This window comes from Corynebacterium antarcticum (genome assembly GCF_016595285.2).
Lineage (GTDB): Bacteria > Actinomycetota > Actinomycetes > Mycobacteriales > Mycobacteriaceae > Corynebacterium > Corynebacterium antarcticum.
This window is the reverse complement of sequence record NZ_JAENIP020000004.1, coordinates 237,526-262,684: the sequence shown is the minus strand read 5'-3', so window position 1 is coordinate 262,684 and position 25,159 is coordinate 237,526. Positions and strand designations below refer to the sequence as shown.

Annotated in this window: 23 protein-coding genes and 1 tRNA gene; 13 read left to right on the top strand and 11 right to left on the bottom strand. The window is 68.1% G+C overall.

What is annotated here, in order from left to right:
• Nucleotides 1-5: 5 nt before the first annotated feature.
• Nucleotides 6-1,196: a cell envelope lipid trafficking protein PgfA gene (gene pgfA / locus JIM95_RS10770; protein WP_200256301.1), complete on the bottom strand. Its 1,191-nt coding sequence runs from the start codon at nucleotides 1,194-1,196 to the stop codon at nucleotides 6-8.
• A gap of 73 nt (nucleotides 1,197-1,269) precedes the next feature.
• Between pgfA and JIM95_RS10765 the strand changes: the two genes are divergently transcribed.
• Nucleotides 1,270-2,421: an acyltransferase family protein gene (locus JIM95_RS10765; RefSeq protein WP_200256303.1), complete on the top strand. Its 1,152-nt coding sequence runs from the start codon at nucleotides 1,270-1,272 to the stop codon at nucleotides 2,419-2,421.
• 220 nt (nucleotides 2,422-2,641) lie between these two features.
• On the opposite strand, the gene JIM95_RS10760 is transcribed toward JIM95_RS10765, so the two are convergent.
• The 3 genes from JIM95_RS10760 to JIM95_RS10750 all read right to left on the bottom strand — a co-directional run bounded on the left by JIM95_RS10760 (nucleotide 2,642) and on the right by JIM95_RS10750 (nucleotide 6,710).
• On the bottom strand, nucleotides 2,642-5,953 hold the full coding sequence (locus JIM95_RS10760; RefSeq protein ID WP_200256305.1) for an alpha-(1->3)-arabinofuranosyltransferase domain-containing protein: 3,312 nt from the start codon (nucleotides 5,951-5,953) through the stop codon (nucleotides 2,642-2,644).
• Between the two features lie 3 nt (nucleotides 5,954-5,956).
• The gene (locus JIM95_RS10755) at nucleotides 5,957-6,154 is read right to left on the bottom strand and encodes a DUF2613 domain-containing protein (RefSeq protein ID WP_200256307.1); all 198 of its coding nucleotides are present in this window, start codon (nucleotides 6,152-6,154) and stop codon (nucleotides 5,957-5,959) included.
• Between the two features lie 70 nt (nucleotides 6,155-6,224).
• Nucleotides 6,225-6,710 carry a universal stress protein gene (locus JIM95_RS10750; protein WP_200256309.1) on the bottom strand — a complete coding sequence of 162 codons (486 nt, stop codon included), beginning with the start codon at nucleotides 6,708-6,710 and terminating at the stop codon, nucleotides 6,225-6,227.
• 183 nt (nucleotides 6,711-6,893) lie between these two features.
• On the opposite strand from JIM95_RS10750, the gene JIM95_RS10745 reads away from it, so the two are divergent.
• Nucleotides 6,894-8,123: a glycoside hydrolase family 3 protein gene (locus tag JIM95_RS10745; RefSeq protein WP_200256311.1), complete on the top strand. Its 1,230-nt coding sequence runs from the start codon at nucleotides 6,894-6,896 to the stop codon at nucleotides 8,121-8,123.
• A 99-nt stretch (nucleotides 8,124-8,222) separates the two neighbouring features.
• Complete coding sequence (locus JIM95_RS10740; protein ID WP_200256320.1) at nucleotides 8,223-9,938, top strand: VanW family protein; 1,716 nt, start codon at nucleotides 8,223-8,225, stop codon at nucleotides 9,936-9,938.
• Here the strand turns inward: JIM95_RS10740 and JIM95_RS10735 are convergent.
• Nucleotides 9,922-10,212, bottom strand: coding sequence for a helix-turn-helix transcriptional regulator (locus JIM95_RS10735; RefSeq protein WP_267164937.1), 291 nt, complete (start codon nucleotides 10,210-10,212; stop codon nucleotides 9,922-9,924). The two genes, JIM95_RS10740 and JIM95_RS10735, sit on opposite strands and share 17 nt — an antisense overlap.
• Before the next feature lie 464 nt (nucleotides 10,213-10,676).
• Between JIM95_RS10735 and JIM95_RS10730 the strand changes: the two genes are divergently transcribed.
• A complete protein-coding gene (locus tag JIM95_RS10730) occupies nucleotides 10,677-10,859 on the top strand; it encodes a hypothetical protein (RefSeq protein WP_200256324.1) in 183 nt (60 codons plus the stop codon).
• A gap of 164 nt (nucleotides 10,860-11,023) precedes the next feature.
• On the top strand, nucleotides 11,024-11,638 hold the full coding sequence (locus JIM95_RS10725) for a hypothetical protein (protein ID WP_200256326.1): 615 nt from the start codon (nucleotides 11,024-11,026) through the stop codon (nucleotides 11,636-11,638).
• Nucleotides 11,639-12,108: 470 nt separating this feature from the next.
• On the opposite strand, the gene JIM95_RS10720 is transcribed toward JIM95_RS10725, so the two are convergent.
• The 3 genes from JIM95_RS10720 to JIM95_RS10710 all read right to left on the bottom strand — a co-directional run bounded on the left by JIM95_RS10720 (nucleotide 12,109) and on the right by JIM95_RS10710 (nucleotide 15,267).
• Nucleotides 12,109-12,182, bottom strand: a tRNA-Gly gene (locus JIM95_RS10720).
• 77 nt (nucleotides 12,183-12,259) lie between these two features.
• The gene (locus JIM95_RS10715; protein ID WP_200256328.1) at nucleotides 12,260-14,407 is read right to left on the bottom strand and encodes a YhgE/Pip domain-containing protein; all 2,148 of its coding nucleotides are present in this window, start codon (nucleotides 14,405-14,407) and stop codon (nucleotides 12,260-12,262) included.
• The gene (locus tag JIM95_RS10710; RefSeq protein WP_234034383.1) at nucleotides 14,404-15,267 is read right to left on the bottom strand and encodes an ATP-binding cassette domain-containing protein; all 864 of its coding nucleotides are present in this window, start codon (nucleotides 15,265-15,267) and stop codon (nucleotides 14,404-14,406) included. Before JIM95_RS10710 ends, JIM95_RS10715 begins: the two co-directional genes overlap by 4 nt.
• A gap of 149 nt (nucleotides 15,268-15,416) precedes the next feature.
• Between JIM95_RS10710 and dcd the strand changes: the two genes are divergently transcribed.
• The 7 genes from dcd to JIM95_RS10680 all read left to right on the top strand — a co-directional run bounded on the left by dcd (nucleotide 15,417) and on the right by JIM95_RS10680 (nucleotide 20,823).
• Nucleotides 15,417-15,980, top strand: coding sequence for a dCTP deaminase (dcd, locus tag JIM95_RS10705; RefSeq protein WP_200256330.1), 564 nt, complete (start codon nucleotides 15,417-15,419; stop codon nucleotides 15,978-15,980).
• Nucleotides 15,977-16,783: an ABC transporter ATP-binding protein gene (locus tag JIM95_RS10700; RefSeq protein WP_200256337.1), complete on the top strand. Its 807-nt coding sequence runs from the start codon at nucleotides 15,977-15,979 to the stop codon at nucleotides 16,781-16,783. The genes dcd and JIM95_RS10700 overlap by 4 nt, the downstream gene beginning before the upstream one ends.
• A complete protein-coding gene (locus tag JIM95_RS10695; RefSeq protein WP_200256339.1) occupies nucleotides 16,780-17,418 on the top strand; it encodes an ABC transporter permease in 639 nt (212 codons plus the stop codon). The genes JIM95_RS10700 and JIM95_RS10695 overlap by 4 nt, the downstream gene beginning before the upstream one ends.
• Before the next feature lie 7 nt (nucleotides 17,419-17,425).
• Entirely contained in the window at nucleotides 17,426-18,100 is a 675-nt protein-coding gene (locus JIM95_RS10690) for an ABC transporter permease (RefSeq protein WP_200256342.1), read from the top strand.
• Complete coding sequence (locus JIM95_RS10685; protein WP_200256344.1) at nucleotides 18,097-19,077, top strand: ABC transporter substrate-binding protein; 981 nt, start codon at nucleotides 18,097-18,099, stop codon at nucleotides 19,075-19,077. The genes JIM95_RS10690 and JIM95_RS10685 overlap by 4 nt, the downstream gene beginning before the upstream one ends.
• Nucleotides 19,078-19,263: 186 nt before the next feature.
• Nucleotides 19,264-19,395, top strand: a complete 132-nt coding sequence (locus tag JIM95_RS11435; protein WP_255567699.1) for a hypothetical protein — start codon at nucleotides 19,264-19,266, stop codon at nucleotides 19,393-19,395.
• Between the two features lie 105 nt (nucleotides 19,396-19,500).
• On the top strand, nucleotides 19,501-20,823 hold the full coding sequence (locus JIM95_RS10680; protein ID WP_200256346.1) for a UDP-glucose dehydrogenase family protein: 1,323 nt from the start codon (nucleotides 19,501-19,503) through the stop codon (nucleotides 20,821-20,823).
• A gap of 140 nt (nucleotides 20,824-20,963) precedes the next feature.
• Here the strand turns inward: JIM95_RS10680 and JIM95_RS10675 are convergent, their stop codons facing one another.
• Both JIM95_RS10675 and JIM95_RS10670 read right to left on the bottom strand, forming a co-directional pair.
• Nucleotides 20,964-22,283 carry a YibE/F family protein gene (locus tag JIM95_RS10675; RefSeq protein WP_200256347.1) on the bottom strand — a complete coding sequence of 440 codons (1,320 nt, stop codon included), beginning with the start codon at nucleotides 22,281-22,283 and terminating at the stop codon, nucleotides 20,964-20,966.
• Between the two features lie 99 nt (nucleotides 22,284-22,382).
• Complete coding sequence (locus JIM95_RS10670) at nucleotides 22,383-23,018, bottom strand: DUF8175 domain-containg protein (RefSeq protein ID WP_200256766.1); 636 nt, start codon at nucleotides 23,016-23,018, stop codon at nucleotides 22,383-22,385.
• 97 nt (nucleotides 23,019-23,115) lie between these two features.
• On the opposite strand from JIM95_RS10670, the gene JIM95_RS10665 reads away from it, so the two are divergent.
• Nucleotides 23,116-23,517, top strand: a complete 402-nt coding sequence (locus tag JIM95_RS10665) for a hypothetical protein (RefSeq protein WP_248702965.1) — start codon at nucleotides 23,116-23,118, stop codon at nucleotides 23,515-23,517.
• A gap of 260 nt (nucleotides 23,518-23,777) precedes the next feature.
• On the opposite strand, the gene JIM95_RS10660 is transcribed toward JIM95_RS10665, so the two are convergent.
• Nucleotides 23,778-25,052 carry a pyridoxal phosphate-dependent aminotransferase gene (locus JIM95_RS10660; protein ID WP_418904045.1) on the bottom strand — a complete coding sequence of 425 codons (1,275 nt, stop codon included), beginning with the start codon at nucleotides 25,050-25,052 and terminating at the stop codon, nucleotides 23,778-23,780.
• Nucleotides 25,053-25,159 lie beyond the last annotated feature (107 nt).

Here is a 25,159-nt window from a genome sequence, read left to right as displayed (position 1 = left end):
AGAGTCTACGGCCGGGACCGCGGCCGTCGACGCAGCAGCCAGACACCGAGGAGGATGAGCAACGCCCCGGCGATGCCGACACTCCAGCCGACCGAGCCCAGGAGATTCAGTTTCGACCGGCCGTCGAGGGCTTTCGCCCACTGACGGTCCTGCGTGGCGTCGTTCCACTCCGCCGTCATGGCGAGTGCCGTGCGGTTCGGGTTCACGGCGGCGTCAGGGTCATCGAAGCGGGCCTGCGCCATGGTGCGCGCCTCGTCGTCGTCGCGTGCGAAGAAGTAGTTGAGGTACTCCCGCCCGTGCACGATCACGCCCGTCGACGGCTCGACCCACACCGTGCGGTCGTTGGCGTAGTAGCGGGTCATCGTCACCCGCTCGTCCGGAGCCAGGCCACGCTCCTCCAGCTCGGCGGGGGTGTACCAGTCGCGGGCGGGTGTGGTCATCCGGAGTGCGTTCAGCGACGCCTTCTCGTGTTCGCTGACCTCACCGTCCAGATTGAACACCCCGCTGATGGCCGTGAACATATTCACGGGGCCGACCTGCTGGTGATAGCGCATCACCTTGACCTCCCCGTGCCCGGACAGGACCTCCTCGTCGACGAAGTCGATGGGCTGCGCCTCCTGTGCCGTCGTGTCGAAGTAGGGGTACGAGCGGGCGTCCGAATCGAAGGGGAACTGGTACTGCACGCCCTCCCGCGTGAAACCGTTGCGCATGTCATCGAGGCCAAGCCTCGGGGAGGTCGCGTGGAAACTCGACACCGGCTCCTCCACCGGGAGTGCGGTGCGCCGGTTCAGGGTGATCGTGTCCACCGTCGCGGAGATGATGTTGTCCGGCTCCGGACGGTCGGTCCGCATGAGGACGTTGCCCGCCCGCAGCGTCACCACATCGGCGTCCGCCGGTTCGACGACGCTGATACTGCGGTTGCCGTAGACGGGGGTCGCGTGGCCGATGAAACAGGACACCGGGACCTCGTCGCCCTCGCACACGGGATTCGCCGCATGTTCGGGCAGAACTTCCCGGGACCCGAACGCGCGGGAATCCAGGAGGGTGGCGTCCACCTCGCGGGTCACCGTCTTACCGCCCGCATCCAGCGGAATCACCTTCAGGCGCGGCAGGAGGAACGACGGCAGGAGAACGGCGACGGCGACGAGCGCCACGCCGAGTGTGAGGGCGGTGAAGCCGGAGACCCGCGAGGTCATCGCGACCCCCTTCCAACTAGGATCTGTGCAAGAACATGTGCCCGGATGACGCGGGCGGAAAGGCGGACGCGCCATGGGCACAGAAGGATCGTACCCGCAAACTACACGGTTCAACGCCTCACTCGAGGGGCTTCGCGCCGTCGCCTCCATCGGTGTCCTGCTCACCCACGTCGCCTTCCAGACCGGGCTGGCACCCACCGGTTTCATCGGGGGAATCCTCGGACGGTTCGACTTCTTCGTCCCCGTGTTCTTCACCCTGTCGGCGTTCCTGCTGTGGCGACGCTACGGACCCCGGTCCGGTCGGGACGTCTCCTGGACCCGCTACCTGGTCAGCCGGGTGGGGCGGATCTTCCCCGCATATCTGGTGGTGGTCGCCGCCGTGCTGATGCTCCTTCCCGACGCCTACCGCAGTACCGGTGTCCAGCGGGTCACGAACCTGACGATGACCCAGATCTATGTCCCGGGTGGTCTCGCACCGGCGCTCACGCACCTGTGGTCCCTGTGCGTCGAGGTCGCCTTCTACGCCGCGCTGCCGTTGCTCGCGGTGGTGGCCGGTGTCCTGCCGGGGCGGGCCCGCATCCCCGCGATCGTTCTCGTGGCGGTGGTGAGCCTCGGGTGGGCCTGGCTGCCGTTCGTCGCCGCGTCACCCGCGCCGGGCGTCGCCAACCTGCAGATCCTCCCGCCCGCGTTCACCTGCTGGTTCGCCGTCGGCATGATCGCCGCGGAGGTGGAGGGCCGCCTCACGCCGCGGCCACTCCGGATACTGGGCAGGCGACCGGTGTGGTGGGGCCTCGCCGTCGTCACGCTGTGGATCGCCGCGCAACCCTGGTACGGGCCCGTCGGTCTCGTGCACCCGCAGCCGGGCGAGTTCGTCCTCCGCGTGTTGGCGGGCACCGTGTTCACCGCCGCTGTCGTCCTCCCGTACGCCCTCGCACCCCGGGAGGGACTGCTGACCACCCCGGCGTTCCAGGCCCTCGGCCGGTGGTCCTACTCCATCTTCCTGGTGCACCTGCCGGTGCTCGAGCTGATGTTCCCGCTCACGGGTATTTCTCCCTTCACCGGTCACACCGCGCTGATCGCGGTGCTGACCCTCGCCGTGACGGTCCCCGTGTCCGCCGCCGTGTACGTGCTCGTGGAGGAACCCGCGAGGACCGCCACGCGGCAGCTCGTGGGGGTGCGACAGTATCTGCGGGAGGGATCGGGGGAACCGGCTCGACCTCTCTGAGGAGGAGCGGTGGTGGTTGTGACTGCTTCGGGAGCCGGGAGGTGCCCGGAGCCGGACACCTTCCCGCGGGCATCCGGATTCCGTGTGTCCGGCACGTCCACGTCGTGGCGCCCCGGTCTCCCGGACCACGGCCGGAAGCGCCCGATGTCGATGCGGAGGATTCCTTCCCCACACGGCCCGGGCAGGTCGATCGTGTGGCGCTTCGCGGAAGCGTCCGCATTCATTGATCGGTGGGCGAGCTCCCGGACCGCGCCTTCCCGCCTCCGCCCGGGGTGGCTCCCGTGCCCGCTGATTCCGGCCGGGCGTCCTGCTGCGGATCCGCCCGGTGGGCCGAAACCACGGCGGCCACCGAGACCAGGGCGGCGAGCCCGACGAACGGCACGTCACCGGCGTAGCCGCCCTGCGGCCAGGGGGCGTGAGCGAGCCACATGCCGGCCACAGCCGCCCCGCCACCGGCGAGAACGGAAGGACGGATCAGGGTGTACCGCGGTACCACCCACGTCACCGCCCCGAGGGCGAGTCCGGCCCAACCACCGACCAGCCACAGGGCGACCGCTCCCCCGGGCAGGCGCGGAACGCCGCCCCGTTCCACGTCTGCGCCGGTGTCCGGTACGGAGCTCCCACGGCCGCGGATCACCGCGAGCACACACAGCGCCACAGCGCAGAGCCACGCCACGACACCGCTGATGAGCCCTGCCCGGTAGGGGGCGTCACCGGCGAAGTGCAGTTCCACGGCGCCGCCGACCCCGGCCGGGACACGGAAGGACCGCGTCGCGGCGTCGACCACATTCGCGTCCACCGCGGTACCGCCGACCGTGGCGGTGAGCCCGTCGAGGGCGGCGCGCCCGGTGACGAGCAGCCGGTCGGTGTCCGCCGGGGCGAGATCACGTCCCACCGCCACAGGTGTCGTTCCACCGGTGAAACCCTCCTCGGTGAGCAGCGTCCACTCCTGCCGGGTGCGCAGATGGTGGTCTCCGGCGGCGAGCTGTACCATTCCACACGACACAAATCCGCCGTCGATCCGGAGACTGCGCTCCCGCGCCTGATCTGCCAGCGTGATCCCGTGGTTGGGGTCCTCGTCCACCGGGCGCGGGTTCCGGCAGTCGGGTGAGTCGAGCCGCACGCTCATGTCCCGGGGCACTGTGAATGTGCGGTCGAGGACATCCTCGCCGGTGGTGACCCGCTGAAGGAGGAACTGCCGCACGCCCGGGGACGTGTCCGGCACCGTGACCGTCCGGTGGACGGTCACCCCGTCGAGCGCGATGCGGGAGATGCCCACCCGGTCCCGTGATCCGCCGAGGGTCACCCGGACGGTGTCGGCCCGGCCGCCGGGCACGGGGATGCTCGTGTCTTCGTCGGCCACCAGGTGCGTATCGACGCCGGCATCCCCGGCGGTGACGGTCACATCCACATCGTCGCCGGTGGCGGTGATCTGCAGTACGGGGTCGGCCACCGGGTGGTCTGCACTGATCTCGATCCACTCGCCCGCCTGCCGGCCCGGGGTGGGGTACCAGGCGGTGGTGGGGTCACCGTCGACGGCGGATGTGACCGACGCCCCCGGCTCAGCGCCGCCGAAGCTCGTGGCGTCCGAGGCTGAGGAGGAGACCCGGACCGTGCCGCCCCGTGCGGCGACGCGGGTCATCGGTCCGGCCGAGGGGTAGTCCGCCACCGGATTGCGTACGTCCGCGCCCTCGTCCGGATCTGTGAGTGGGGCGGAGACCGCACCATTCACCGCGCCGTAGTTGCGGGCGACCAGCTGCGGGGTGTCGGTGACGATCTCCGCGCCGCCGTCGACGAGGGTGCGTGCGGCGGAGCCGGTGAGGGCGTCGAGAAGTGCGAGTGACTCCCCGCCCCCGGCGACTCGGACGGGATCATCCGTGGTCGTGGTCATGTACAGGCCGGGATCGACCTCGAAGACGGTGACCGCACCGAAGTCGTGGGCGGCGGCGCCACTGTCCCGGAGCCGGTCCACCAGGTCACCGGCCGGCGCGCCGGGAAGATCATCGCGCACCACGATCACCCCGACCCCCAGTCTGCGTACGGCGCGAATCGCGTCCGCGGGATCGACGGCCGGAGAATTCAGGACGGCGTCGATACCATCCAGGCCACGGATCGCCTCCGGCGGGACGAGGGGCACGGCGTCCCGCACCACCCACGGGACATCCAGCAACGGTTGCAGGGGTTCGTCGCGGGTCCAGCCCCAGTCCTGCCTGGCGAAGGATGCGGACGGGAGGATCAGCGTCCGGGTGTCCCGCGCGTGGGCGTTGAGCCAGTCCGCGGTCTCCCGCCAGTGGGCGGGAACCTCGTCCCAGCCGCCTCTGGGGGCGAGTCTGCCGCTGAGGGCCGGGGCGCATGCCCCGAGCGCGATGAGCGCGACGAGTACGGCGGCCGCGTGCCGACGGCCCGGATCCAGCAGCTGCGCGCGTGTCGCCGGCACCGGCAGCGCCCGCCCCAGTGCCGCGAATCCGACGAGCAGCGGGATCCGGGCCACGGGGTCGAACTTGTGGATGTTGCGCAGTGCCGCGCCGGGGCCGTCGAGGAACCCGCGGAGCTCGGGGCCGAGCGGGCCGTGCGCCGCCCCGAGAATCACGAGCCCGATGAGCAGCATCCCGACCCAGAGACCGCGCCGTGGGATGGGGCGACAGAGCCCCATGAGGCCCAGCGCCGCGACGCCGGAGGTGAACAGGATGAATACCGGGGAGGTCACCAGCAGGTTGCCGGTCACCCGTTCGGTGTCGACGAACGGCGCCCAACTCGTCGTCCCGCGCAGTATCTCCGTCGGATTCAGCCACCGGGTGGTCACGTAGGCGTTCTCGATGAAATCCGTGAAGGGGGGAGCGTAGTGGCCGAGCACGAGCAACGGGACGATCCACCAGGCGGAAACCGCGGCGCAGCCGATGAGCCAGAGCACGCCGAGCCGCCCCGCACCGGGCCGCCTGCGCAGGACACACCAGGCGAGGGCCAGCCCCGCGGGGACACAGGCCGCGAGGGTGGCCGTGGCGTTGACGGCCCCCAGGCAGGCCACCGCGAGGACCGACGCCGCGATCCGCGACCGGCTCAACCGACCGGCGACGAGAGGCGCGAGGATCCATGGGGCGAGTGCGACCGGCCAGGCCTCGGAGGAGATCGCGCCCAGGGTCGTCAGTATCCGGGGGGACAGGGCGTAGAGAACTGCGGCGAGGACACGGAACACCGGGCTGCCCACGTCGAGCACCCGGACGAGCCGGAGGAATCCCGAGTACCCCACCCCGAGGACCACGGTCCACCAGAGTCGCTGTGCGAACCAGTCCGGTAGGGGGTCCGTCAACAGGAAGAACGGTCCCTGGGGGAAGAGGTAGCCGTAGGCCTGGTTCTGCAGCTGGCCCAGGGGGAAGGTGTCCGACCATGCTGTGGTGGCGCGGCCGAGGAACGCCGCCGGATCGACGGCGAGGTCGTGCTTGGTGTCGGCCACGGTGAGGCCCGGTGACTGCAGGAATGAGAGGACACCCAGCAGGAACCAGCCGATGAGGTGAGTGCGGGCCGCGGTACGCACGGGCTACTCGCGGGTGCCGTACTCCGCGCCGCCGAGGAGGGCCTCATCGCTGCTGATGACCTGCTCCTGCGGGATCTGATCCTGCCCGGAGAGCTTCGCCACGCCGATGACCGCGGCGCCGCCGAGGATCACGCCGACGACGACGCTGGCCAGCGCCGGGCCGAGGGTGCGCCGCGTGTCGGAGTCTGATTCAAATGCCATGGGTGGTCGCTGCCGTGATCTCTCGTGGGGTGGGCCGGGATGTGTCGGAGACAAAAGCAGAGGTTACCAGCTACCCGTCGTTCTCCTCCAACGGAGGAACGATGAAGACCGGGAGCCCGGCGTGGTGCAGAACGTTGTCGGCCGTCGAGGACTGCAGCAGCGATCGGAAACCGCTGTTTCCCCGGGTGCCGGTGACGATGACATCGGGCCGGAGCTGTTCGGCCGCGTCGACGATGGCGGACCAGATGGCCCCCGTCGACTCGACGAGGTGGGCGTGGGCGATGAGCCCGAGGGATTCCGCGATCTCCGCGCCCTCGCGGCAGACCGCCAGCGCCTCGTCGTGTGCCGGGTCGCCGTCATCGTCCGCGTTCCAGTCCACGACCGAGACTCCGGGTGCACCCGCTGCTCGGGCGGCCTGCCGTTGCATCGGTTCCCACGCGGTGATGATCTGCACGTGCCGGGGTGAGAGCAGCTCCGCGGCGTAGGTCAGCGCCCGTCGGGCCTCATCTGATCCGTCGTAGGCGATGAGCATGGTGGTCGGGTCGGACTCCGGCATGGCTGGTGCTCCTCGGGTCGGCTGTGGGTACGTGGGATCGGGTGGGTCACCGCGGTCCGTGGCCCACAATCCTAGTCGGGTGGGTACGGTTGTCGATCGGGGTGAGGTTCGCGTCACGGGGCCGACTCCGGCACACTGTGGGCACAGGGTGGGAAGAAAACTCGGTGAAGGAGGGGCACGCGAATGCTGTGTGACGGTCCGTCCCCGCGCCGCCGACCTCGCTGGACCGCCCTTGCGCTCGGGGGCGTGCTGCTGGGACTGTCCGCCTGCACGGCGACGCCGGAACCCCTCCCGGCACCGGATCCCCGTTTTCACGTCGATACCGGTGAATTCCACGGTCCACCCGTGCCCCCGATCGTTCCGGATCCCGTCCCGCCGCCGCCCGAACCGGAGCCGGTCGCGGCGGCCCGGGCCAATCTGCCCGCGACGCAGCGTGGGCTCGTCGCCTCCCTGATGACGGTCGGTGTCCGTGACTACGATGACGCGCTGTTCGCGCTCGAGCAGGGTGCCGGCGGGATCTTCATCGGTTCCTGGACGGATCCGGCGCTGCTCACCGGTGCCGACCGCAACATCGCGGCGCTCCGGCAGGCGGTCGGGCGCCCGTTCGCGGTGACCATTGACGCCGAGGGTGGGCGGGTCGTCCGCCAACCCGACATCTTCGGGCACCTTCCCGCACCCCGGACCATGGCGGAGACGATGAGCCCGGAACAGGTCCGGGCGCTCGCCTTCGAGCTGGGGGTGAAGCTCGAGCTTGCGGGGGTCACCGTCGATTTCGCGCCCGTTCTGGACACCACGGGGGAGCCCGCCGGCGCCGCGATCGGGGACCGGAGTTTTTCACCCGATCCCGAGCGTGCGGCTCAGTACGCCTCGGCGTTCGCGGCTGGGCTCCGGGATGCGGGGATCACGCCCGTGTTCAAGCATTTCCCGGGCCACGGCCGTGCCACGGGGGACAGTCACTACGACCAGGTGCTCACCCCGGGGGTCGATCAGCTCAGGGAACTGGACCTGAGGCCCTATGGTCCGGTGCTGGATTCCGCACCGGGTGCGGTGATGGTCGGGCACATGATCGTGCCCGGACTGGGGGAGGAGGGGCTCCCCGCCACCCTCAATCCGGCCGTCTACGATCTTCTGCGCAGCGGTGACTACCCCGGGGGGAAACCGTTCGACGGGGTCATCTACACCGATGACCTGTCCGGGATGGAGGCGGTGAGCAGCAGGATGAATGCCCCGCAGGCCGTCCTCGCCGCGCTGCTGGCCGGCGCGGATGTCGCCCTGTGGATCTCCACCGATGACCTGGTTGCCGCGGTCGATGCCGTCGACCGGGCGGTCACCGACGGGCTGTTCCCGTTCGAGCAGCTGGAGGCCTCCGCACTGCGTGTGCAGGTGCAGAATCTCGGTCCGCTTCCGGGCTGAAAACGGATGCATAACGCCTGTGTAACGGTAGGGTAACGGGGACGTCTCGGACTCGGGTGGGGGTCGCCGCGCGGTCAGCCGGTGGATAGTGTGAGCGGTGTGCATTCCGCTGATCCCGACACCCCAGCCCCCGCCGCTGAATCATCCTCCGGTCGCCGAACAGGGGCGATCGTCCTCGGCACCGTTCTCGGGGCCCTCGTTCTCATCCTCGCCGTCTACGGTGCGGACTACCTCCTGAGCAAGGACAAGGTCCCGCGCGGAGTCACCGTGGCCGGTGTCGCGATCGGGGGATTGGCCCCGCAGGACGCCGAGGTCCGTCTCGCCACGGAGCTCGACGACTCACTCGCCGCGCCGGTCACGGTCACCGCCGGGGCCGCTGAGGCGGTCCTTGACCCGGTGGCGGCCGGACTGCACCCGAACTGGCGGGCGACGGTCGCTGCGGCGGGGGAACCGCCGCTCAATCCGGTCGACCGCTTCCGCGGTCTCCTCGGGGAGCGCGAGGTGGGCATCGTCAGCGACGTGGATGACACCGCACTCGCGCCCGAGATCGACCGGCTCTCCACCGAACTCGCGATCCCGCCGACGGAGGGGGAGGTGTCCATCGAGGCCGGAGAGGTCCGGGTGACCCAGCCGGCTGCGGGGCAGGGGATCGAACCGGAGGAACTCAGGCAACGGGTCGCGGCTGACTGGCTGAATCCCGACGGCGTCCACGTCGCCGTGCACCGGATCGATCCCGTGATCGGCGAGAAGGCGGTGTCCAGAGTCGTCGACGGCCCCGCCGCGAAGGCGGTCTCCGGTCCCGTGACCGCCCACGGTGCCGACGGCGTGGACGGTGTCATCCCCGTCGAGCGGATGGGTGAGGTCGTCACCTTCCGGTCGGAAGGGGAGGACCTGCACACCGACGTCGACGCCGATGCGGCGAGGAACATCCTGATGGAGAACCTCGCCGGCACGGAGGTGCCGATGAAGAACGCCAGGATCGCCTTCGCCGGTGGATCCCGGACGGTGACACCGCATTCCGACGGTCGCACCGTGGACGGCGAGGCCCTCGTCGCCGGACTCCGGGAGCGAATCACCGGGTCTGAACCGAGGGAGTTCGAGGTCACCTACACCGATGAACCGGCGCGCTTCACGACCGCCGACGCGGAGAAGGCGACCTTCGACGAGACCGTCAGCGAGTTCACCACGACCGGGTTCTCCTACGCCTCCGGCGTGAACATCCGCCGTGTCGCGGAAATGGTGGACGGCGCCGTCGTGGCACCGGGCCAGGTGTTCTCCCTGAACGGGTACACGGGACCTCGGGGTACCGCCCAGGGGTTCGTGGAATCGGGCATCATCCTGAACGGACACGCCGACACCGCGGTCGGTGGCGGGATCAGCCAGTTCGCGACGACCCTCTACAACGCGGCGTACTTCGCTGGCTTCGACGATGTCGCGCACACTCCCCACAGCTACTACATCTCGCGGTATCCGGCGGGCCGGGAGGCGACCGTGTTCGAGGGGCTGATCGACCTGCAGTTCCGGAACAACTCCCCCTACCCCGTCATGATCAACACGGTCACCGGGGACAACTCCATCACCGTGCGGATGACCGGGGTCAAGACAGTCGAGGTGGAATCGGTGCCGGGTGGTCGGTGGGCCGAGACTCCACCGACCCGGATCACCCTCACCGACGACAACTGTGTCCCCTCGTCGGGTGCTCCGGGGTTCACCACCTCGGATACCCGGATCATCCGGGATCTGAACGGTACAGAGATCGACCGACAGACCCGGACCACCGTCTACGACCCCTCGCCGATCATCCAGTGCGGCTGAGTCCGGTCGAGCTGGATTGACGGCCACTGGTGAGCAGGAAGGCCTGGCTGAACACCTCATCGGCGGAGAGCTCGAGGGCGGCGCAGATGCTGTTGAATTCGTCGAGGGACATTGATCGTTTGCCCCGCAGGTAGAGGCTGATCTGGCTGGTGGAGATGCTGACCCGTTTGCCGAGTTCAGCCTGTGTAACCTGGCGTCTGGCGAGAGCTTCGCGCAACTTGGCGGCGATTTCCGTGCCCAAAGCGGCAGGGCGGCTTCGCGGTTGACTAGACATAGGACTGAGTATCACACATGACGCACGGTTTGTTGGGCTGTCACTGTCATTAACCGCGAAGTTCGGCCCATATCCATGAATTCAGATCCATTCGGGGATGCGGGCCAAGTTAGCGTCACCCTCACGTGGGGGTGCCTCGAGGTGCTTCCCCAGCATCGGGATGAGCACGTTCTCTGGATACGGGGAACCGGCGTGGGAACGGCTCCGCGGTGGCTCCCCGCCCGGGTGCAGCTGCCGGGAATGGAGGTGGAGGCGGGCCTGCTGGCGAGCGCGTTCGGCGTGTCCGTGGGGATCTTCCCGGTCCGCGCGGACACGATCAGCTCGCTCGGCACGGGATACCATCCGGGTCCGCTGAAGGCGTTGGATGCGTCGGTCAACGAGGCCCGGGCGGACGTCCCTGACCGGATTCCAGGGGTGCACGCGATCCCGACAAGATCAAACGGCGGTCCGAGAATCCTCGGCTCGTGCACGATATCGACGACCACCCCCTGCCGCACTGTCCCGAAACGAACCCGATCTATGAGGGCACGGTGTGGCCGGAGGAACTGATCCGCGGATCGGAAAGCCTCCTGTGCAAACTGCTCGACAGGCTCGGCGACGATATCGACGTGTACGCTCGCGGCAAAAACCTCGCTCTACGAGCGTAGCCTCGGCCTCGAATCCGTCACGGTTGTGAGCCCCATGGTCCTTCCCGTCGATTTCGGGTGGGGTTGCCGGCGACCCTCCAAACGGAGCGGCGGGCCCGGCCCGCGGCCGGGGAAGTAACCGATATCAGGCACCGACCTGCACCCGTTCTCGTAGGGAGGACAAGGTGGGTAACGCGAAGGAGACGACAGTGGGGAGCGCGAAGGTGGAGACTGCGAGCGGCACGTGGGATGGGCAGGCGGGTGGCACAGACCTCCGCAAGGCCCGCCGAACGCTGATGTCCGTCGCCCTGTTTCTCGGGGTGCTGACGGTCTTCTATGCGGCACTGACTTTCTTCGCCCGCTCGTGGGAGGCCACGGCGGCCGGTCTCGGCGGGGCCGTCGGCATCGCCCTCGTCACCTGGCTGCTGTCCCGCCGCTGGCCGGAGCAGGCCGTTCCCTCCCGGTCCGCCACGAGATTCGTCAACATCACCTCGGCTCTCGAGGGAATCGCCATCACCGCCGCCTTCATACTGGGGATCTTCGACCTGTGGTGGCTGTTCCTGCCGCTCGTGATCACCTCGGTGTCCCTCCACTTCATCTCCATGCTCATCGCCTACCGCAGGGCCGTCGACCGGTTCGTCGTCCCGGTCACCCTCGCCGCCACCGCGCTCGCTTGGAGCGCTGGAACGACGGACTTCTCCAACGAGTGGGCGATCGCCGGGGGAATGCTGTCGGGGTGCTGCGCGGGCTACGCCCTGGCGCTCCTGTCTGTCGCGAGAAAGCTCGGCGCCGCGGCGTAACCGGGTGACGCCGCCGACGCGTCCGCGTGACGGGTTTCCGGCCGCCCGCGCCCCGTTCTGAGGGGCCCGACGGCGTTACCGTCGCTTGCTGCACCGGGGCGAGGTCTGCGCCCGTTCCGCCCTGTACCCGCCGTCGGGTCGGAAGGATGATGGTGGTCCGGTGTCGCTGTTCCGGTGGGCATGTTTACGGCCATGACTGACATGACGTCTCTGGCTGGCGGCCTGGGTCACCGGCACCAGACAATCTGACGCCCGCCCCATCCCTTCTGACGGAACCCGACACGTTTTGACGCTCTCCCTCAGCCCCTGAGCGGTAGCCACAGAATCGCCCTGCCGGGGACGTCGGTCACGCCCGACCGCACCGGTGAACCACCCACCCCGACATCCGGAAACCTGAGCTGACAAGCAGAACGCCCATTTCGATCCGAAGTCCGACCTGGCCGGGCTCTGCATCGAAATGGGCGTCTGAGTGGAGCCGATGACGGGAATCGAACCCGCGCCACCTGCTTGGGAAGCAGGAGTTCTACCATTGAACTACATCGGCATCGGTGTCACGCTCTCGCGCAACTACCGGACCATGATAACACGGTCTGAACGGGTCGTGAACACGGCCGCAGGTGGTCAGATCTTGATCGGCGGGTGCAGGCGTTTCATCGTCCACCTCCGGTCGCGGCGCGCCACCACCGCGGTCAGCGTCATGCTGAGCAGGAACACGAAGATCACCGCCGCGACGGCCTGTGGCATACGGTCGTCGACGTGACCGTACATCAGCTGCCGGAAGCCGTTGACCGAGTAGGTCATCGGGTTGATCGGGTGCAGCCACTGGAACAGCGCGGGCTCGGTCTCCACCGGGTACAGGCCACCCGAGGCGAGCAGCTGCAGCATGAGCAACGCCATCGCGACGACCTTGCCCGCCCCGGGGCCGAGGGCCGCGTTGAGCAGCTGGTTCACCGCGGTGAACATCAGCGACACGAGGACACAGAAGGCGAGCAGGCCGATCGGATAGATCGGTTCCAGGCCGACTCCGTAGCGGGTGACCAGGAAGATGGCGGTCGCCTGGCCGATCGCGATCAGGGCCGCCGGGAGGAACCCGTCGAGGGCGGCGCGCAGCGGTGCGACGCCGCTGGCGACCGCCCGGTTCTGCAGCGGTCGCATGATCATGAAGATGATCAGGCCACCGATGAACATCGCCAGCGAGAAGAAGAACGGGGCCAGTCCCGCGCCGAACGTGTGGGAACCCACATCGTTGGTCGTCCTCAGGCTGACCGGCCCACCGAGGACACTGGCCACCCCCCTGCGTTGTTCGGTGTCCCACTTCGGTACGGCCTGGGCACCTTCGTTCAGCCTGGTGGCCAGTTCGCCGGATCCGTCGCTGAGTCGGCCCGTGCCGTCGATCAGTCTGGTGGTGCCGTCGACGAGGCTCCCGGCACCGTCGTCGAGCTTCTGCAGGCCGTTCTGCAGTTCACCGGTGCCGGTGACCAGGCGGGAGGTTCCGTCCTCGTGCAGCTTGTTCAGCCCGGTGTCCAGCTGCCGCATGCCGTCGTTGAGCTGGCTGACGCCGCTCTGCAGTTCGCCGAGCTTGCCCGGGAGGACCGTCGTGCCCTCACTGAGCTGGTTGAAACCGGAGCGGAACGGGGCCTGCGGGTCGGAGAGCTGGTAGGCGAGCTCGCTCGTGCCGTTCCCGAGCTCGGTGAGCTGCGCGGTCGCCGGGGCGTTCTGGCCGAGCGCGTTGTGGTCGATGTCGAAGGCCAGCCGGTCGAGTTGGCTGACCACGTTCTGGACGTCGGGGTTGGGGACCTGGCGGAGCTGGTCGGCGAGCTGCCGGATGTTGCCCGACGCGGTGGTCTGGATGTCGGTGACCTGTGACAGGGACGCGTTGAGCTGCTGGACCCCGGCGTCGATGCGGACCGCGCCGTCGGCGAGCTGGTCCATGCCGCCGCCGAGCTGGTCCACGCCCTGGGCGAGGGCGGTGAGCTTGGTCGCCGCGCCCTCGACTTGGTCGTTGAGCTGCTGGGTCCCGTCGGCGAGTTTATCGGCGCCTGCGCCGAGCTTGACGACGTTCGCGTCCACCTTCGCCGCGCCCGTGCTGAGCTTCGTCGTCGCCGCGAGGGCGGAATCCAGTCCGCCGTTGAGCTTCACCGCACCCTCGTTCAGCCGGACCGCGCCGTCGTTGAGTTTCTCCGCGCCGTCGTGCAGTTGTGTGGCACCGTCCGCGGCCTTCTCCAGGCCGGTACCGGCGGACTGGATGCCGATGAGGACCTTGTCCACCGCCTCCTCGCCGATCCGGTCGGAGATCGCGGGCAGCATGGTGCGCAGGACGTTCTCGCCGATGAGTGTCGAGAGGTAGCCGTTCGAGTCGTTGTAGGTCGTCTGGATCACGGCCCTGCGGGCGTCGCCGGTGGTGGGGGAGGCGACCGCCTCGGAGAAGTCCGGTGTCAGCTGGACGGAGAAGTAGTACCTGCCGTCCCGCACGCCCTCCTCGGCCTCCTGCTCGGAGACGAAGTCGAAGTGGACCCGGTCCTCCTTCTTCAGCTGGTCGACGATCTGGTTGCCGGCGTTGATCTCCTCTCCGTCGACCTCGGTGCCGAGGTCGCTGTTGACGAAGGCGACGGGCATCTTGTCGACGTGGCCGAAGGGATTCCAGAACGCCCACAGGTACAGCGCCGAGTACATCAGCGGCATGAGCATGAGGACGACCATGGCGACACGTCCGAGCTTGGACCGGAGGAACCGGCGCAGTTCCGTTCCGAGTGTGAATCCGGCGATCATAGTTCCGCCTCCTTGGCGATGCGGTGGATGCGGTCCAGGTCGGAACCGACGTGATCGGGCTGGAGGTGCGACGCATCCGTGAACAGTTCAATCAGTGTGTAGTCCGGCAGGAAATCGTCGGGGAGTCGGTTGACGGCGTTGACGACGACGGGGATGTCCTCCGCCAGCCGACTCAGCACGGTCACGAGGATCAGTCGGTCGTCGAACTCGTGGACCTGCTCGAGATCGTCCATGACGAGCATGCCGATCTCCTCGCCGTTCGCGGGCCGCAGGGCCAGGGCGATCCGGATGAGCAGCCGGTCGAGACCGGAGATCTGGGAGACGTAGGCGTCGAGGGGAGGCAGATCACGCTCGCCGAACACGGGGCGGCAGACCGATTCGTAGTAGTCCTGGTCGGCCCGAGGCGTCCACATGATCCACGGTGTGGACCACGCGCGGTGTTCGGTGAGGATCACGTGGATGCGCACGTCGCGGTCGAGCAGGTCGATGTCGTCCACCCCGGCGATGGCGACGTGTCTGCGGATCACCGAAGGCTTCGTCTCCCCGAGCACCTCGAGGGTGCCGGTACGGGGTTTCATCCGTCCGGAGATCGTCAGGGCCAGGGCGGTGCGCCCGCCGCCGCCCCTGCCGGAGAGCACGGTCAGGCCGGTACCGGGGATCTCCACGTCGAGGGGCCCGTAGACGGGGCCCTCCTCACCACGGACGGAGATGTCGTGTGCGATGACCGCGGGGTGGGGTTCGCCGACCTCGGGTGTGGCGCGTTGTCCGACGGTGCGTGATGACGTCGTGGCCTTTCCGGTCGACTCATCGTCGTCCCGGTGGGGATGAGGTTCGGAGGTTTCGGGGATTTCGGAGGACATGTGCGCTCCCGATGGGGCAGAAGGAGGTGACGTGAATGGAACTGACGCTACAGTAGTACAACCGGAGGCTGAACTTCCACTTAGGGTCATTTTCCGAGATCAACCCGCATCTGTCCCCAGTCGAGACGCCAGACGATAGACTCGGTGCCGTGCTGCTCTCCGACCGTGACATCCGTACCCGCATCGATTCCGGCGATCTCGTCATCGATCCGTTCGACCCGCATCTCGTGCAACCGTCGAGCATCGACGTCCGCATGGACCGCTTTTTCCGGGTGTTCAACAACTCGCGCTACACCCACATCGATCCGAAACTGCGGCAGGACGAACTGACCAGCCTCGTCGAGGTCGGCGAGGACGAGCCCTTCGTGCTGCACCCGGGGGAATTCATCCTCGGGGCCACCCTGGAGAAGTTCACCCTCCCCGCGGATCTCGCCGGACGCCTGGAGGGCAAGTCCTCCCTCGGACGCCTCGGTCTGCTCACCCACTCGACCGCGGGATTCATCGATCCGGGCTTTTCCGGGCACATCACCCTGGAGCTGTCCAACGTGGCGAATCTGCCGATCATTCTGTGGCCGGGAATGAAAGTGGGTCAGTTGGCGTTGTTCTGTATGTCGTCCCCCGCGGAGGTTCCCTACGGTTCCTCCCAGCTGGGTTCGAAATACCAGGGTCAACGCGGACCAACTCCATCAAAGGCGTATCTCAACTTCCAATGATCCAGTTCGATCACGTCGTCAAGACCTTCCCCGGAGCCACCACGCCCGCGGTCAGGAACTTCACCCTCGACATACCGGCCCGGTCCACGACCGTGCTGGTCGGCAGCTCGGGATCCGGGAAGACCACCCTCCTCCGGATGATCAACCGCATGGTGGAGCCCACGGAGGGCCGGGTGCTCATCGACGGCGAGGATCTCGCCGGGGTCGATCCCGTCAAACTCCGCCGCAGCATCGGCTACGTCATGCAGAACTCCGGGCTGCTGCCGCACCGCACGGTGGCGGACAACATCGCCACCGTGCCCCGGCTCAACGGGGTGCCCCGGAAGCAGGCCCGGGAACGGGCCGCCGAACTCCTCGAGCTTCTGGGCCTCGACGGTTCCCTCGCGAAGCGCTACCCCAGTGAACTCTCCGGCGGCCAGGCGCAGCGGGTCGGCGTCGCCCGCGCGCTGGCCGACGACCCGAACATCCTCCTCATGGACGAACCCTTCGGTGCCATCGACCCCGTCGTCCGCAGGGACCTGCAGGAACAGGTCCTCGACCTGCAGGAGAAGATCTCCAAGACCATCGTCCTGGTCACCCACGACATCGACGAGGCGTTCCTGCTCGGCGACAACATCGTCCTGCTCGAGATGGGGGCCCGGATCGCGCAGGCCGGAACCGCCGAGGATTTCGTCACCGCCCCCGCCAGCGACTTCGTCGCCAGCTTCGTCGGCACGCAGGACCGCGAACTCACCCTGCGGGAAAGGGACGGCACGACCGTCGCCGTCGACCGGCACGGCCGGGTCAAAGGGGTGGTCCGGTGAACTGGGGCTGGATCGCCGGAAACCTCGACCGCATCGGTGAGCTGGCTCTCGCGCACGCGAACCTGAGCTGGCCCGCCATCATCGCCTCCCTGATCATCGCACTGCCCCTCGGCTGGATCGCCAGCCGCAACCGCATCTCCCGGGAGGTGCTCGTCACCGCGTCCGGCCTGCTCTACGCGGTCCCCTCGCTCGCCCTGTTCGTGGTCCTGCCGCTCGTCATCGGCACCTCCGTGCTCTCCCCGCTCAACGTCATCGTCGCGATGACCCTCTACGGGCTCGCACTGCAGATCCGCACCACCGCCGACGCGTTCGACTCGGTGCCGGAACCGCAGAAGCAGGCCGCCGTCGCCATGGGGTACCCCGCGTGGCGGCAGATCCTCACCGTCGAGCTCCCGCTGGCCGGCCCGATCATCCTCGCCGGGCTCAGGGTGGTCAGCGCCTCGACCATCTCGCTGGTCAGCGTCGGCGCCCTCACCGGTGTGCAGTCCCTCGGCACCCTGTTCACCAACGGCTTCGTCCGTTCGTTCCCCACGGAGATCATCGCCGGGGTCGTCGGGACCGTGATCCTGGCGCTCGTGTTCGACGCCGTTCTCGTCCTCGCGGGCCGACTGCTCATGCCCTGGGCGGGGAGGTGAGACGACGGTGAACCACTTCAGCGGTGCCGTTTCATTCATCGCCGACCCGGCCAACTGGCCCGGGGCCGGTGGAATCGCGGAGCGCCTCGGTGAACACCTCTGGTACTCCGTGCTCGCCGTCGCACTCGCCCTCATCATCGCGCTCCCGCTCGGCCTCTATCTGGGGCACACCGGGAAAGGGGCGTCCGGGGTCATCGCGGCGACCGGTGCGCTGCGCGCCATACCGTCCCTCGGGCTGCTGACGTGGCTGACCCTCGAGATCAGCTTCGGGATACAGCTACCCATCGTCCCGTCCACCATCGTGCTGCTCATCCTCGCGGTCCCGCCCGTCCTCGCGGCCACCGTCTCCGGCGTGGCCACCGTATCCCGACCGGTCGTGGACGCGGCCCGGGCGATGGGGCACAACGAGGGGCAGATCATCACCCGCATCGAGCTTCCGTTGGCGGCCCCCACCATCGTCGGCGGGGTACGATCATGCGTACTCCAGGTGTTGGCCACAGCCACGATCTCGGCCTACATCGGGCTCGGTGGGCTCGGCCGCTACCTGCTGGACGGACTAGCTCTCCGCGACTACGAGCAGATGCTCGTCGGGGCCATCCTGGTGTCCTTGCTCGCCCTCGCAGCCGACGTGACACTCGCTCTCCTGCAACATCGACTACGACCGAAAGGCGTCACCTCATGACCCTCCCGAACAACCAGCTCCTCCGCCGCGCCGGCGCCACCCTCGCAGGGCTGGCCCTGGTGTTCCCCCTCGCCGCGTGCTCGGGCTCCTCCGACCCGCTGAGCGAGGGAAACTCGGACGGAGAGACGAAGGCCACGCACGCCACGGACAGCATCGTCATCGGCACCGCGAACTTCCCCGAGAGCGAGATCATCGGACAGATCTGGGCCGAGACCCTCCGCAACGCCGGCTTCGAGGTGGAGGTCCGGTCCGGTATCGGCTCCCGCGACGTCTATCTCAAGGCACTGCAGGAGGGCTCGGTGGACATCGTCCCCGAATACTCCGGCAACCTCGCCCAGTACTTCATGGCCGCCGAGAACCAGGAGCTGCCCGTCGGTGCCACCGAGGATCAGGTGCTCAACGGCCTGAACAAGGCCCTGCCCGCGGGGCTGGCCACGGGCAAGGCCGCCCCCGGCGAATCGAAGGACTCCTACCGGGTCACCCGGGAACTCGCCGACCAGGCCAAACTGGTCACCCTCGCGGACCTGGCCAACCTCGACGACATCCGGATCGCCTCGAACCCCGAGCTCAAGGACCGGCCCTACGGTCCCTCCGGGCTGGAGGAGCTGTACGGCATCGAGGGCGATAAGATGAGCATCATCCCGATCTCCGACTCCGGTGGGCCGCTCACCATCGCCGCCCTGACCACGGGCAAGGCCAATGTCGCCAACGTCTACACCACCTCGCCGACCTTCAGCACCGACGGCGAGGAGATCGAGCTGGTCACCCTCGAGGACCCCGAGAACCTCATCCTTCCCCAGCACGTCCTCCCGCTGATGCAGGGCAAGGCAGTCTCCGGGGAGGCACGCGAGGCGATCACCAGGATCAACGCCGACCTCACCACCGAGGCGCTGCTCGAGATGAACATCCGCAACATCGGGCCGGAGAAGGCCGAGCCCGAGACCATCGCCCGGGACTTCGTCGCCGAGAATTCCTGAACCCGCGGAGTTCGCCCCCGGGTGTCACCTGCCGCTACAATTAGTGGTGATTCGCGGGGGGATTCCGCCCCGCCGGTGGCGTCGGCACCGTAACCTGTAGGCAACGATACCGCCGCCGTACCCGGAGCCGTCAGCGCTGCACCGTCGCTGGACCGGGGAGGACCGACGCAGGAGAGGAGGAGCAACATGCCGACCACAGACGCAAGCTGGTGGAACCCCACCCTGAGCGTGATCGTCGTCGCGGTCATCACCGCGATCATCGTATTGATGGCGCTGTACACGATCTACTGCTACCGCAAGAGCATGCCCAAAGACTGACTCCTGCGCACGCTGACCCGGGGCCCGGACACCGTCCGGACCCCGGGTCAGGTCATTCAAACAGTGTTCACCTTCCCCTAACCCACGGGGGGTACAACTGGTGACATGAAACTGACCGTCATCGGAACCGGCTACCTCGGGGCCACCCACGCGATCTGCATGGCCGAACTCGGCCACGAGGTCCTCGGCGTGGACATCAGCCCCGAACGCATCAACGCACTCAACGCGGGCGAGGTCCCCTTCCACGAGCCCGGCCTCGCCGCGAAACTCACCCGGAACATCGCGGACGGCAGACTCTCCTTCACCACGGACCCCGCGGAAGCCGCGCGCTTCGCCGACGTCCACTTCCTCACCGTCGGCACGCCCCAGCACTCCGAGGGGCGCTCCGCGGATCTCAGCCAGGTGCACAGCGCCGTCACCGCCCTCGTCGGGAATCTCGACGGAGATCACCTCATCGTCGGGAAATCCACCGTCCCCGTGGGCACCGCGGCCGACCTCCAGCGCATGGTCGATCAACTCTCCGGACCCGGTACGAGCGTGGAGATCGCCTGGAATCCCGAATTCCTCCGCGAGGGGCACGCGGTCAAGGACACAATGCACCCCGACCGCATCGTCCTCGGCGTGGCACCCGGTGGGACGGCGGAGTCCCGGATCCGCGAGGTCTACGCCCGCACCCTGGAGGACGGCACCCCCTTCCTCCTCACCGACCTGGCCACCGCCGAACTCGTCAAGGGTGCCGCGAACGCGTTCCTCGCCACCAAGATCTCCTTCATCAACGCCATCGCCGAGATCTGTGAGCGCTCCGGCGCCGACGTCACCCAGCTCGCCGACGCCCTCGGCTACGACACCCGGATCGGCAGGCGGTTCCTCGGCGCGGGACTCGGCTTCGGCGGAGGTTGCCTGCCCAAGGACATCCGTGCGTTCGCCTCCCGGGCCGAGCAGCTCGGTGCCACCGGAATCCCGGGACTCCTCGACCACGTCGACCGCATCAATCTCGGTCAGCGCCAGTCCGTCATCGACACGGTCACCGCGTCCTTCGACGACGGCGACGTGACCGGGCACCGCGTGACGGTCCTCGGTGCCGCCTTCAAGCCCGACAGTGACGACATCCGCGACTCCCCCGCACTGGTCATCGCCGGATCACTGGCCCGCAGTGGCGCTCAGGTCGTCGTCCACGACCCGCAGGCGATGGACGGTGCCCGGCGGATCCTCCCTGAGCTCACCTACACGTCGACGGCACTCGACGCCCTCAAGGACTCCGAGGTCGTCGTACTCGCCACGGAATGGCGCGAGTTCATCGACCTCGACCCAGTCGTGGCCCGCTCTCTCGTGCACCGACCACTCATCATCGACGGCCGCAACTGCCTCCCGGCGCAGGACTGGGTGGATGCGGGCTGGGACTACCGGGGTATCGGCCGCAGCCACTGACGCCCCCGGGTCCCCTCCGATCCGTCCGGCGCCCCGTCTCCGCGGGTGTCCGGCTCCCCGGGCACGCGTCCGGTTGGATCCGCGTGCGTGAAACGCCGGTGGGCGGAGATTCCGCGCCGACCCCGCTGGTGGTTCGGGACTCAGTGGTCGTGGGAGTGCCCCCGCCCCGAACACGTGAACGCCGCGATGGCCGTGGTGATCGGAACGGACATGGTCAGCGCGAGAGCGCCGACGGCGGAGCGCAGCAGCTCGGTCGCCATGATGTCACCGGTGAGCAGCTCCCCGAACGGGCGGTCCGCGACGGTGAGCAGCAGGAGCAGCGGGAGCGCCGCACCGGTGTAGGACAGCACCAGGGTGTACATGATCGAGGCGATGTGGTCGCGTCCGACCCGGATGGCGCCCTTGAACAGCCGCCACGGGGTCGCGCGCGGATCGATGGCGGCGAGTTCGTTGACGGTGGATGCCTGGGAGATTGTCACGTCGTTGAGCACACCGAGGGAACCGATGATGAAGCCGCACAGCATCAGCCCCGTGACGGAGACATCCGGCAGATAGAGCTGGATCATCAGGTTGTCCTCGGATCCCAGGCCACGGAGTTGGGTTCCCCTGATGGCGAACTGCGCGAGGACGGCCGCTATACCGAGTGCGATGAGGGTGCCGCCGAGCGCGGAGGAGGTCTTCCAGTTCACGCCGTGCACCAGGTAGAGCGCGGCGAAGAGGACCGCGGATCCGCAGACGACGGCCAGTGTCAGCGGTGAACCACCGCGCAGCAGCGCGGGAAGCAGGAAGACACCGACGCCCGCCAACGTGACCGCGAGACCGACGAGGGACCTCGCCCCCAGCCAGGAGCCGAGCAGCACCACGCCGAGCGCGGTGACGAGTCCCCAGATCAGGAGCGTGGAACCGCGCTGGTAGTCCGCGAACGTGTACCCCGCGGCGCCCTCGGCCGTGGTCTCCTCGTAGAGCAGGATCCTCTCGTCCACGGCGAGGTCGGGGTCACCCGGTTGCCCGGAGAGCATCAGCATCGTCCGCTTGCCCTCGTTGACCCCTGAGGTGATGTCGATGATCGCCTGTTCACAGACCCGGTCGGACTCCTCCAGCGGGATGACCGGGGAGGACTCGAACACCCGGCCCACTGAGGGCGAATTGCAGGAACCGTCGGTGATGAGGGAGACGGTGCCCCCGACCTTGTCCTTCGACAGGGAGGAGATGTTCTGGAACGAGGGGGCGACGTTCGGTTTCTCCGACGACGGCCAGAGGACGACGAGCCCGGCCACGGTGCCGAGGAAGGTGAGGATGAGGAATGCGCTCAGGATCCACTGGGCGGTCGTGAAGGGTCTCCTCTCACCCTTCCGCTTCGGCAGCGGATTACCGTCCGGGCCGATGCCGTGTGCGGCGAGGTGACCGGCGATGTTCTCTGTGGGGTCCGCGTGACTGTCGGATCGGTGGTGCCGCCCCATCGCGTGCTCCTTGGTGGGAAGTAGGGGAGAGTCGTGGTCAGTGCAACAGTAAAAGGCCCGCCACGGACCGGGATCGGGGTGGCGGGCCGGTGGGCCGTTCTACCAGCGCGCCCAGTCCTCGATCCGGTCCGCGTCGATCAGGCTGAGACTGCGGATGAACTGGTCGCTCTGGTGCCAGTCACCGTCGATCCACTCGACCACCATCGTGACCACGGAGACGACGTCACCGTCCCGCGCGGTCGCGAAGGTGATCACCGCGAGCCCGTCGGTGAAGGTGTCGACCTTGTACGCCACCGGGATGGGCGCGGAGTAGTCGGGGGTCTCCGGGATGATCGACGGATCGGCGATCGCGGCATCGAGCCGGGCCGGATCCGTGCTCGGCGGAAGGAAGGTACGTGCGGTCCGGACGGCGTCGATCCCTCCCCGGTTGACGCCCTGGAAGACGTGCCAGGCCGCGAGCGCCGCGCCCTGGGGGGTGCGGCTGAAGCCGTGGGCGACACCATCGGTGACCTGCCACGGGCCGTCCGATGCACTGAACGGGAAGTCCCACGCGGTGTCGGTGGCCCTGTTCTCCTTGAGTCGCTGCCACTCCACCTTCGGGGCTGCGGTCAACCAGCTCTCGTCCTCGGGTGTCAGCGCACCGCCGTCATCCTCGAACACGTCACCGGCGGGATCCGCGGGATAGTAGACGGTGGTGCCGTCCACGTCGGCGGTGCGACGTTCGGCGGGATCCATGTCGGTGGCGTAGGTTTTCCCGGCGAGCGCCGAGGGCTCCGGTTTCTCCGAGGGCTCCGACGCCGTACTGCTGCTCGTCGAGGTGGCCGTGCCGCGGGTGCTGCTCCTCCGCTCGCTCGTTTTCCCGGTGGACGAGGAGGTCGCCGTCGTGGACGAGCCCTTCGAGGAGGTGCGCGGAGAGGACGTCGAGCTCCCCGAGGCCGTGGCGGAGGTCGATTCAGAGGACGTCGTCGCACTCCCGGTGGCTTCCGCACCCGAGGTGGAGGTACTCGAGCTGCCGGTCTCGGGAGCCGGGGACGACGATGTCGCCGTCGTCGTGGGGGTGGAACCGGTGGAGGAAGGCTCGGTGGATCCCGGGGACGTCGTCCCGGCCGACGTTGATTCCGTGGTGGACGATCCCGTTGATTCCGTCGTGGAAGACGGGGCACTGGTCCCGGGGTCGGTGGTCGGTTGCCCCGCGGTGGCGGCGCCCGCCTCCTCGTCGCCGATGTACATGTAGGCGCTGGCTGCGATCAATCCCGCGACGGTCAGTGTGGTCAGGGTGGCGAACAGACCCCGTGGGGTCAGGGTGGAACTGTCGTAACCGGAACTCTTCCGCACGCTGGTCCTCATCTCGTCATCGGTGGTGCACGATTGTCGGGGCGGAGCTGCCGCCGACGCCGGTCAGGAGACCGGCCACATGGGTCAATGATAGAGAAAACGGCCCGCGCACTGCGCCGTCTCCCGGAAAGGAACCTCTGTGGGCGGGCCGTGTCACGCCTACTGGCGGTAGTGTGCGAGGAAATTGCCCAGCCGCTCGATGGCCTCGGACAGCTGGTCCTTCGCGGGCAGCGTGACCATCCGGAAATGATCGGGTTCGTCCCAGCTGAAGCCGGTTCCCTGAACCATCAGGATGTGCTCCTGACGCAGCAGGTCGAGCATGAGCTTCGCGTCGTCGTGGATGTCGTGGACATTCCGGTCGATGCGGGTGAAGTTGTACAGCGCCCCCATCGGTTTCACGGTGCTGAGCCCGTCGATGGAGTTGATCCCCTCGTAGGCGATGTTCCGTTGCTCGAGGAGCCGGCCCCGGTGAGCCGTGAGATCGAAGATGTCCTGGTGGGTCTCCAGGGCCGCGGGGATGGCGAACTGTGCGGGTACGTTCGAGCACAGGCGCGTACCCGCGAGGAGTTCGAGCCCCTCGATGTACTCCTTCGCGTGGTCCTTGGGTCCGGTGAGCACCATCCACCCCGCGCGCAGGCCCGCGGCGAGATACGCCTTCGACAGCCCGTTGAAGGTGATGGTGAACAGATCCGGGGCGAGGGTGGCCACGCTGATGTGTTCCGCGTCGTCGTAGAGGATCCGGTCGTAGATCTCGTCGGACAGCAGCAGCAGATCGTTCTCGCGGGCGATCTGGACGATGCCCTCCAGGGTCTCCCTCGAATACACCGCACCAGTGGGGTTGTTCGGGCTGATCACGACGATGGCGCGGGTCCTGTCCGACACCTTCGAACGGAGGTCATCCAGGTTCGGATTCCAGGCGGAGTCCTCGTCGCACCGGTAGTGGACCGCGGTGCCACCGGCGAGACTGGTCGCCGCCGTCCAGAGCGGATAATCGGGCATGGGGATGAGAATCTCGTCGCCGGGGCTCAGCAGGCCCGTGGTCACCATGAGAATCAGATCGGAGACGCCGTTGCCGAGGAATACGTCGTCGGCGTCGAACTCGGGAAACCCGGGAATCTCCGCGTAACGGCGCACGATGGCTTCCCGGACCTCGGGTATCCCCTTGGCGGTGGAGTATCCCTGCGCCGGTCCGATGTTGGCGATGATGCTCTTCACGGCGGCTTCCGGTGCATGGAAGCCGAAGATCTCCGGGTTTCCGGTGTTCAGCTTCAGGATCTCGACCCCCTGGCGCTCGAGCCGTTCGGCTTCGGCGCTGATGGGTCCGCGGATCTCGTACGCGACGTTGTCCAGGCGGCGGGCGTGTCGGATCCGCCGTCGCATGGTGCCGTTGGTCGGGTCACTGGGAGTGGGGGTCGCATCAGTCATGGACACCATCGTGCCATCTACGGCGTCCGAACCGGGGAGCTTCGGGAAAACAGTCCCGGCGTTTTGCCGTACATAGCACAATTGCGGTGACTGATTCAGGGGGGTGAATGGGGGCG

What these genes read in the sequence shown, in the direction of transcription:
- pgfA (WP_200256301.1), bottom strand. Translation starts at nt 1,196, where the DNA reads ATGACCTCGCGGGTCTCCGGCTTCACCGCCCTCACACTCGGCGTGGCG.
- JIM95_RS10765 (WP_200256303.1), top strand. Translation starts at nt 1,270, where the DNA reads ATGGGCACAGAAGGATCGTACCCGCAAACTACACGGTTCAACGCCTCA.
- JIM95_RS10755 (WP_200256307.1), bottom strand. Translation starts at nt 6,154, where the DNA reads ATGGCATTTGAATCAGACTCCGACACGCGGCGCACCCTCGGCCCGGCG.
- JIM95_RS10750 (WP_200256309.1), bottom strand. Translation starts at nt 6,710, where the DNA reads ATGCCGGAGTCCGACCCGACCACCATGCTCATCGCCTACGACGGATCA.
- JIM95_RS10745 (WP_200256311.1), top strand. Translation starts at nt 6,894, where the DNA reads ATGCTGTGTGACGGTCCGTCCCCGCGCCGCCGACCTCGCTGGACCGCC.
- JIM95_RS10735 (WP_267164937.1), bottom strand. Translation starts at nt 10,212, where the DNA reads ATGTCTAGTCAACCGCGAAGCCGCCCTGCCGCTTTGGGCACGGAAATC.
- JIM95_RS10715 (WP_200256328.1), bottom strand. Translation starts at nt 14,407, where the DNA reads ATGATCGCCGGATTCACACTCGGAACGGAACTGCGCCGGTTCCTCCGG.
- JIM95_RS10710 (WP_234034383.1), bottom strand. Translation starts at nt 15,267, where the DNA reads ATGTCCTCCGAAATCCCCGAAACCTCCGAACCTCATCCCCACCGGGAC.
- JIM95_RS10700 (WP_200256337.1), top strand. Translation starts at nt 15,977, where the DNA reads ATGATCCAGTTCGATCACGTCGTCAAGACCTTCCCCGGAGCCACCACG.
- JIM95_RS10685 (WP_200256344.1), top strand. Translation starts at nt 18,097, where the DNA reads ATGACCCTCCCGAACAACCAGCTCCTCCGCCGCGCCGGCGCCACCCTC.
- JIM95_RS11435 (WP_255567699.1), top strand. Translation starts at nt 19,264, where the DNA reads ATGCCGACCACAGACGCAAGCTGGTGGAACCCCACCCTGAGCGTGATC.
- JIM95_RS10680 (WP_200256346.1), top strand. Translation starts at nt 19,501, where the DNA reads ATGAAACTGACCGTCATCGGAACCGGCTACCTCGGGGCCACCCACGCG.
- JIM95_RS10675 (WP_200256347.1), bottom strand. Translation starts at nt 22,283, where the DNA reads ATGGGGCGGCACCACCGATCCGACAGTCACGCGGACCCCACAGAGAAC.
- JIM95_RS10670 (WP_200256766.1), bottom strand. Translation starts at nt 23,018, where the DNA reads ATGGATCCCGCCGAACGTCGCACCGCCGACGTGGACGGCACCACCGTC.
- JIM95_RS10660 (WP_418904045.1), bottom strand. Translation starts at nt 25,052, where the DNA reads ATGGTGTCCATGACTGATGCGACCCCCACTCCCAGTGACCCGACCAAC.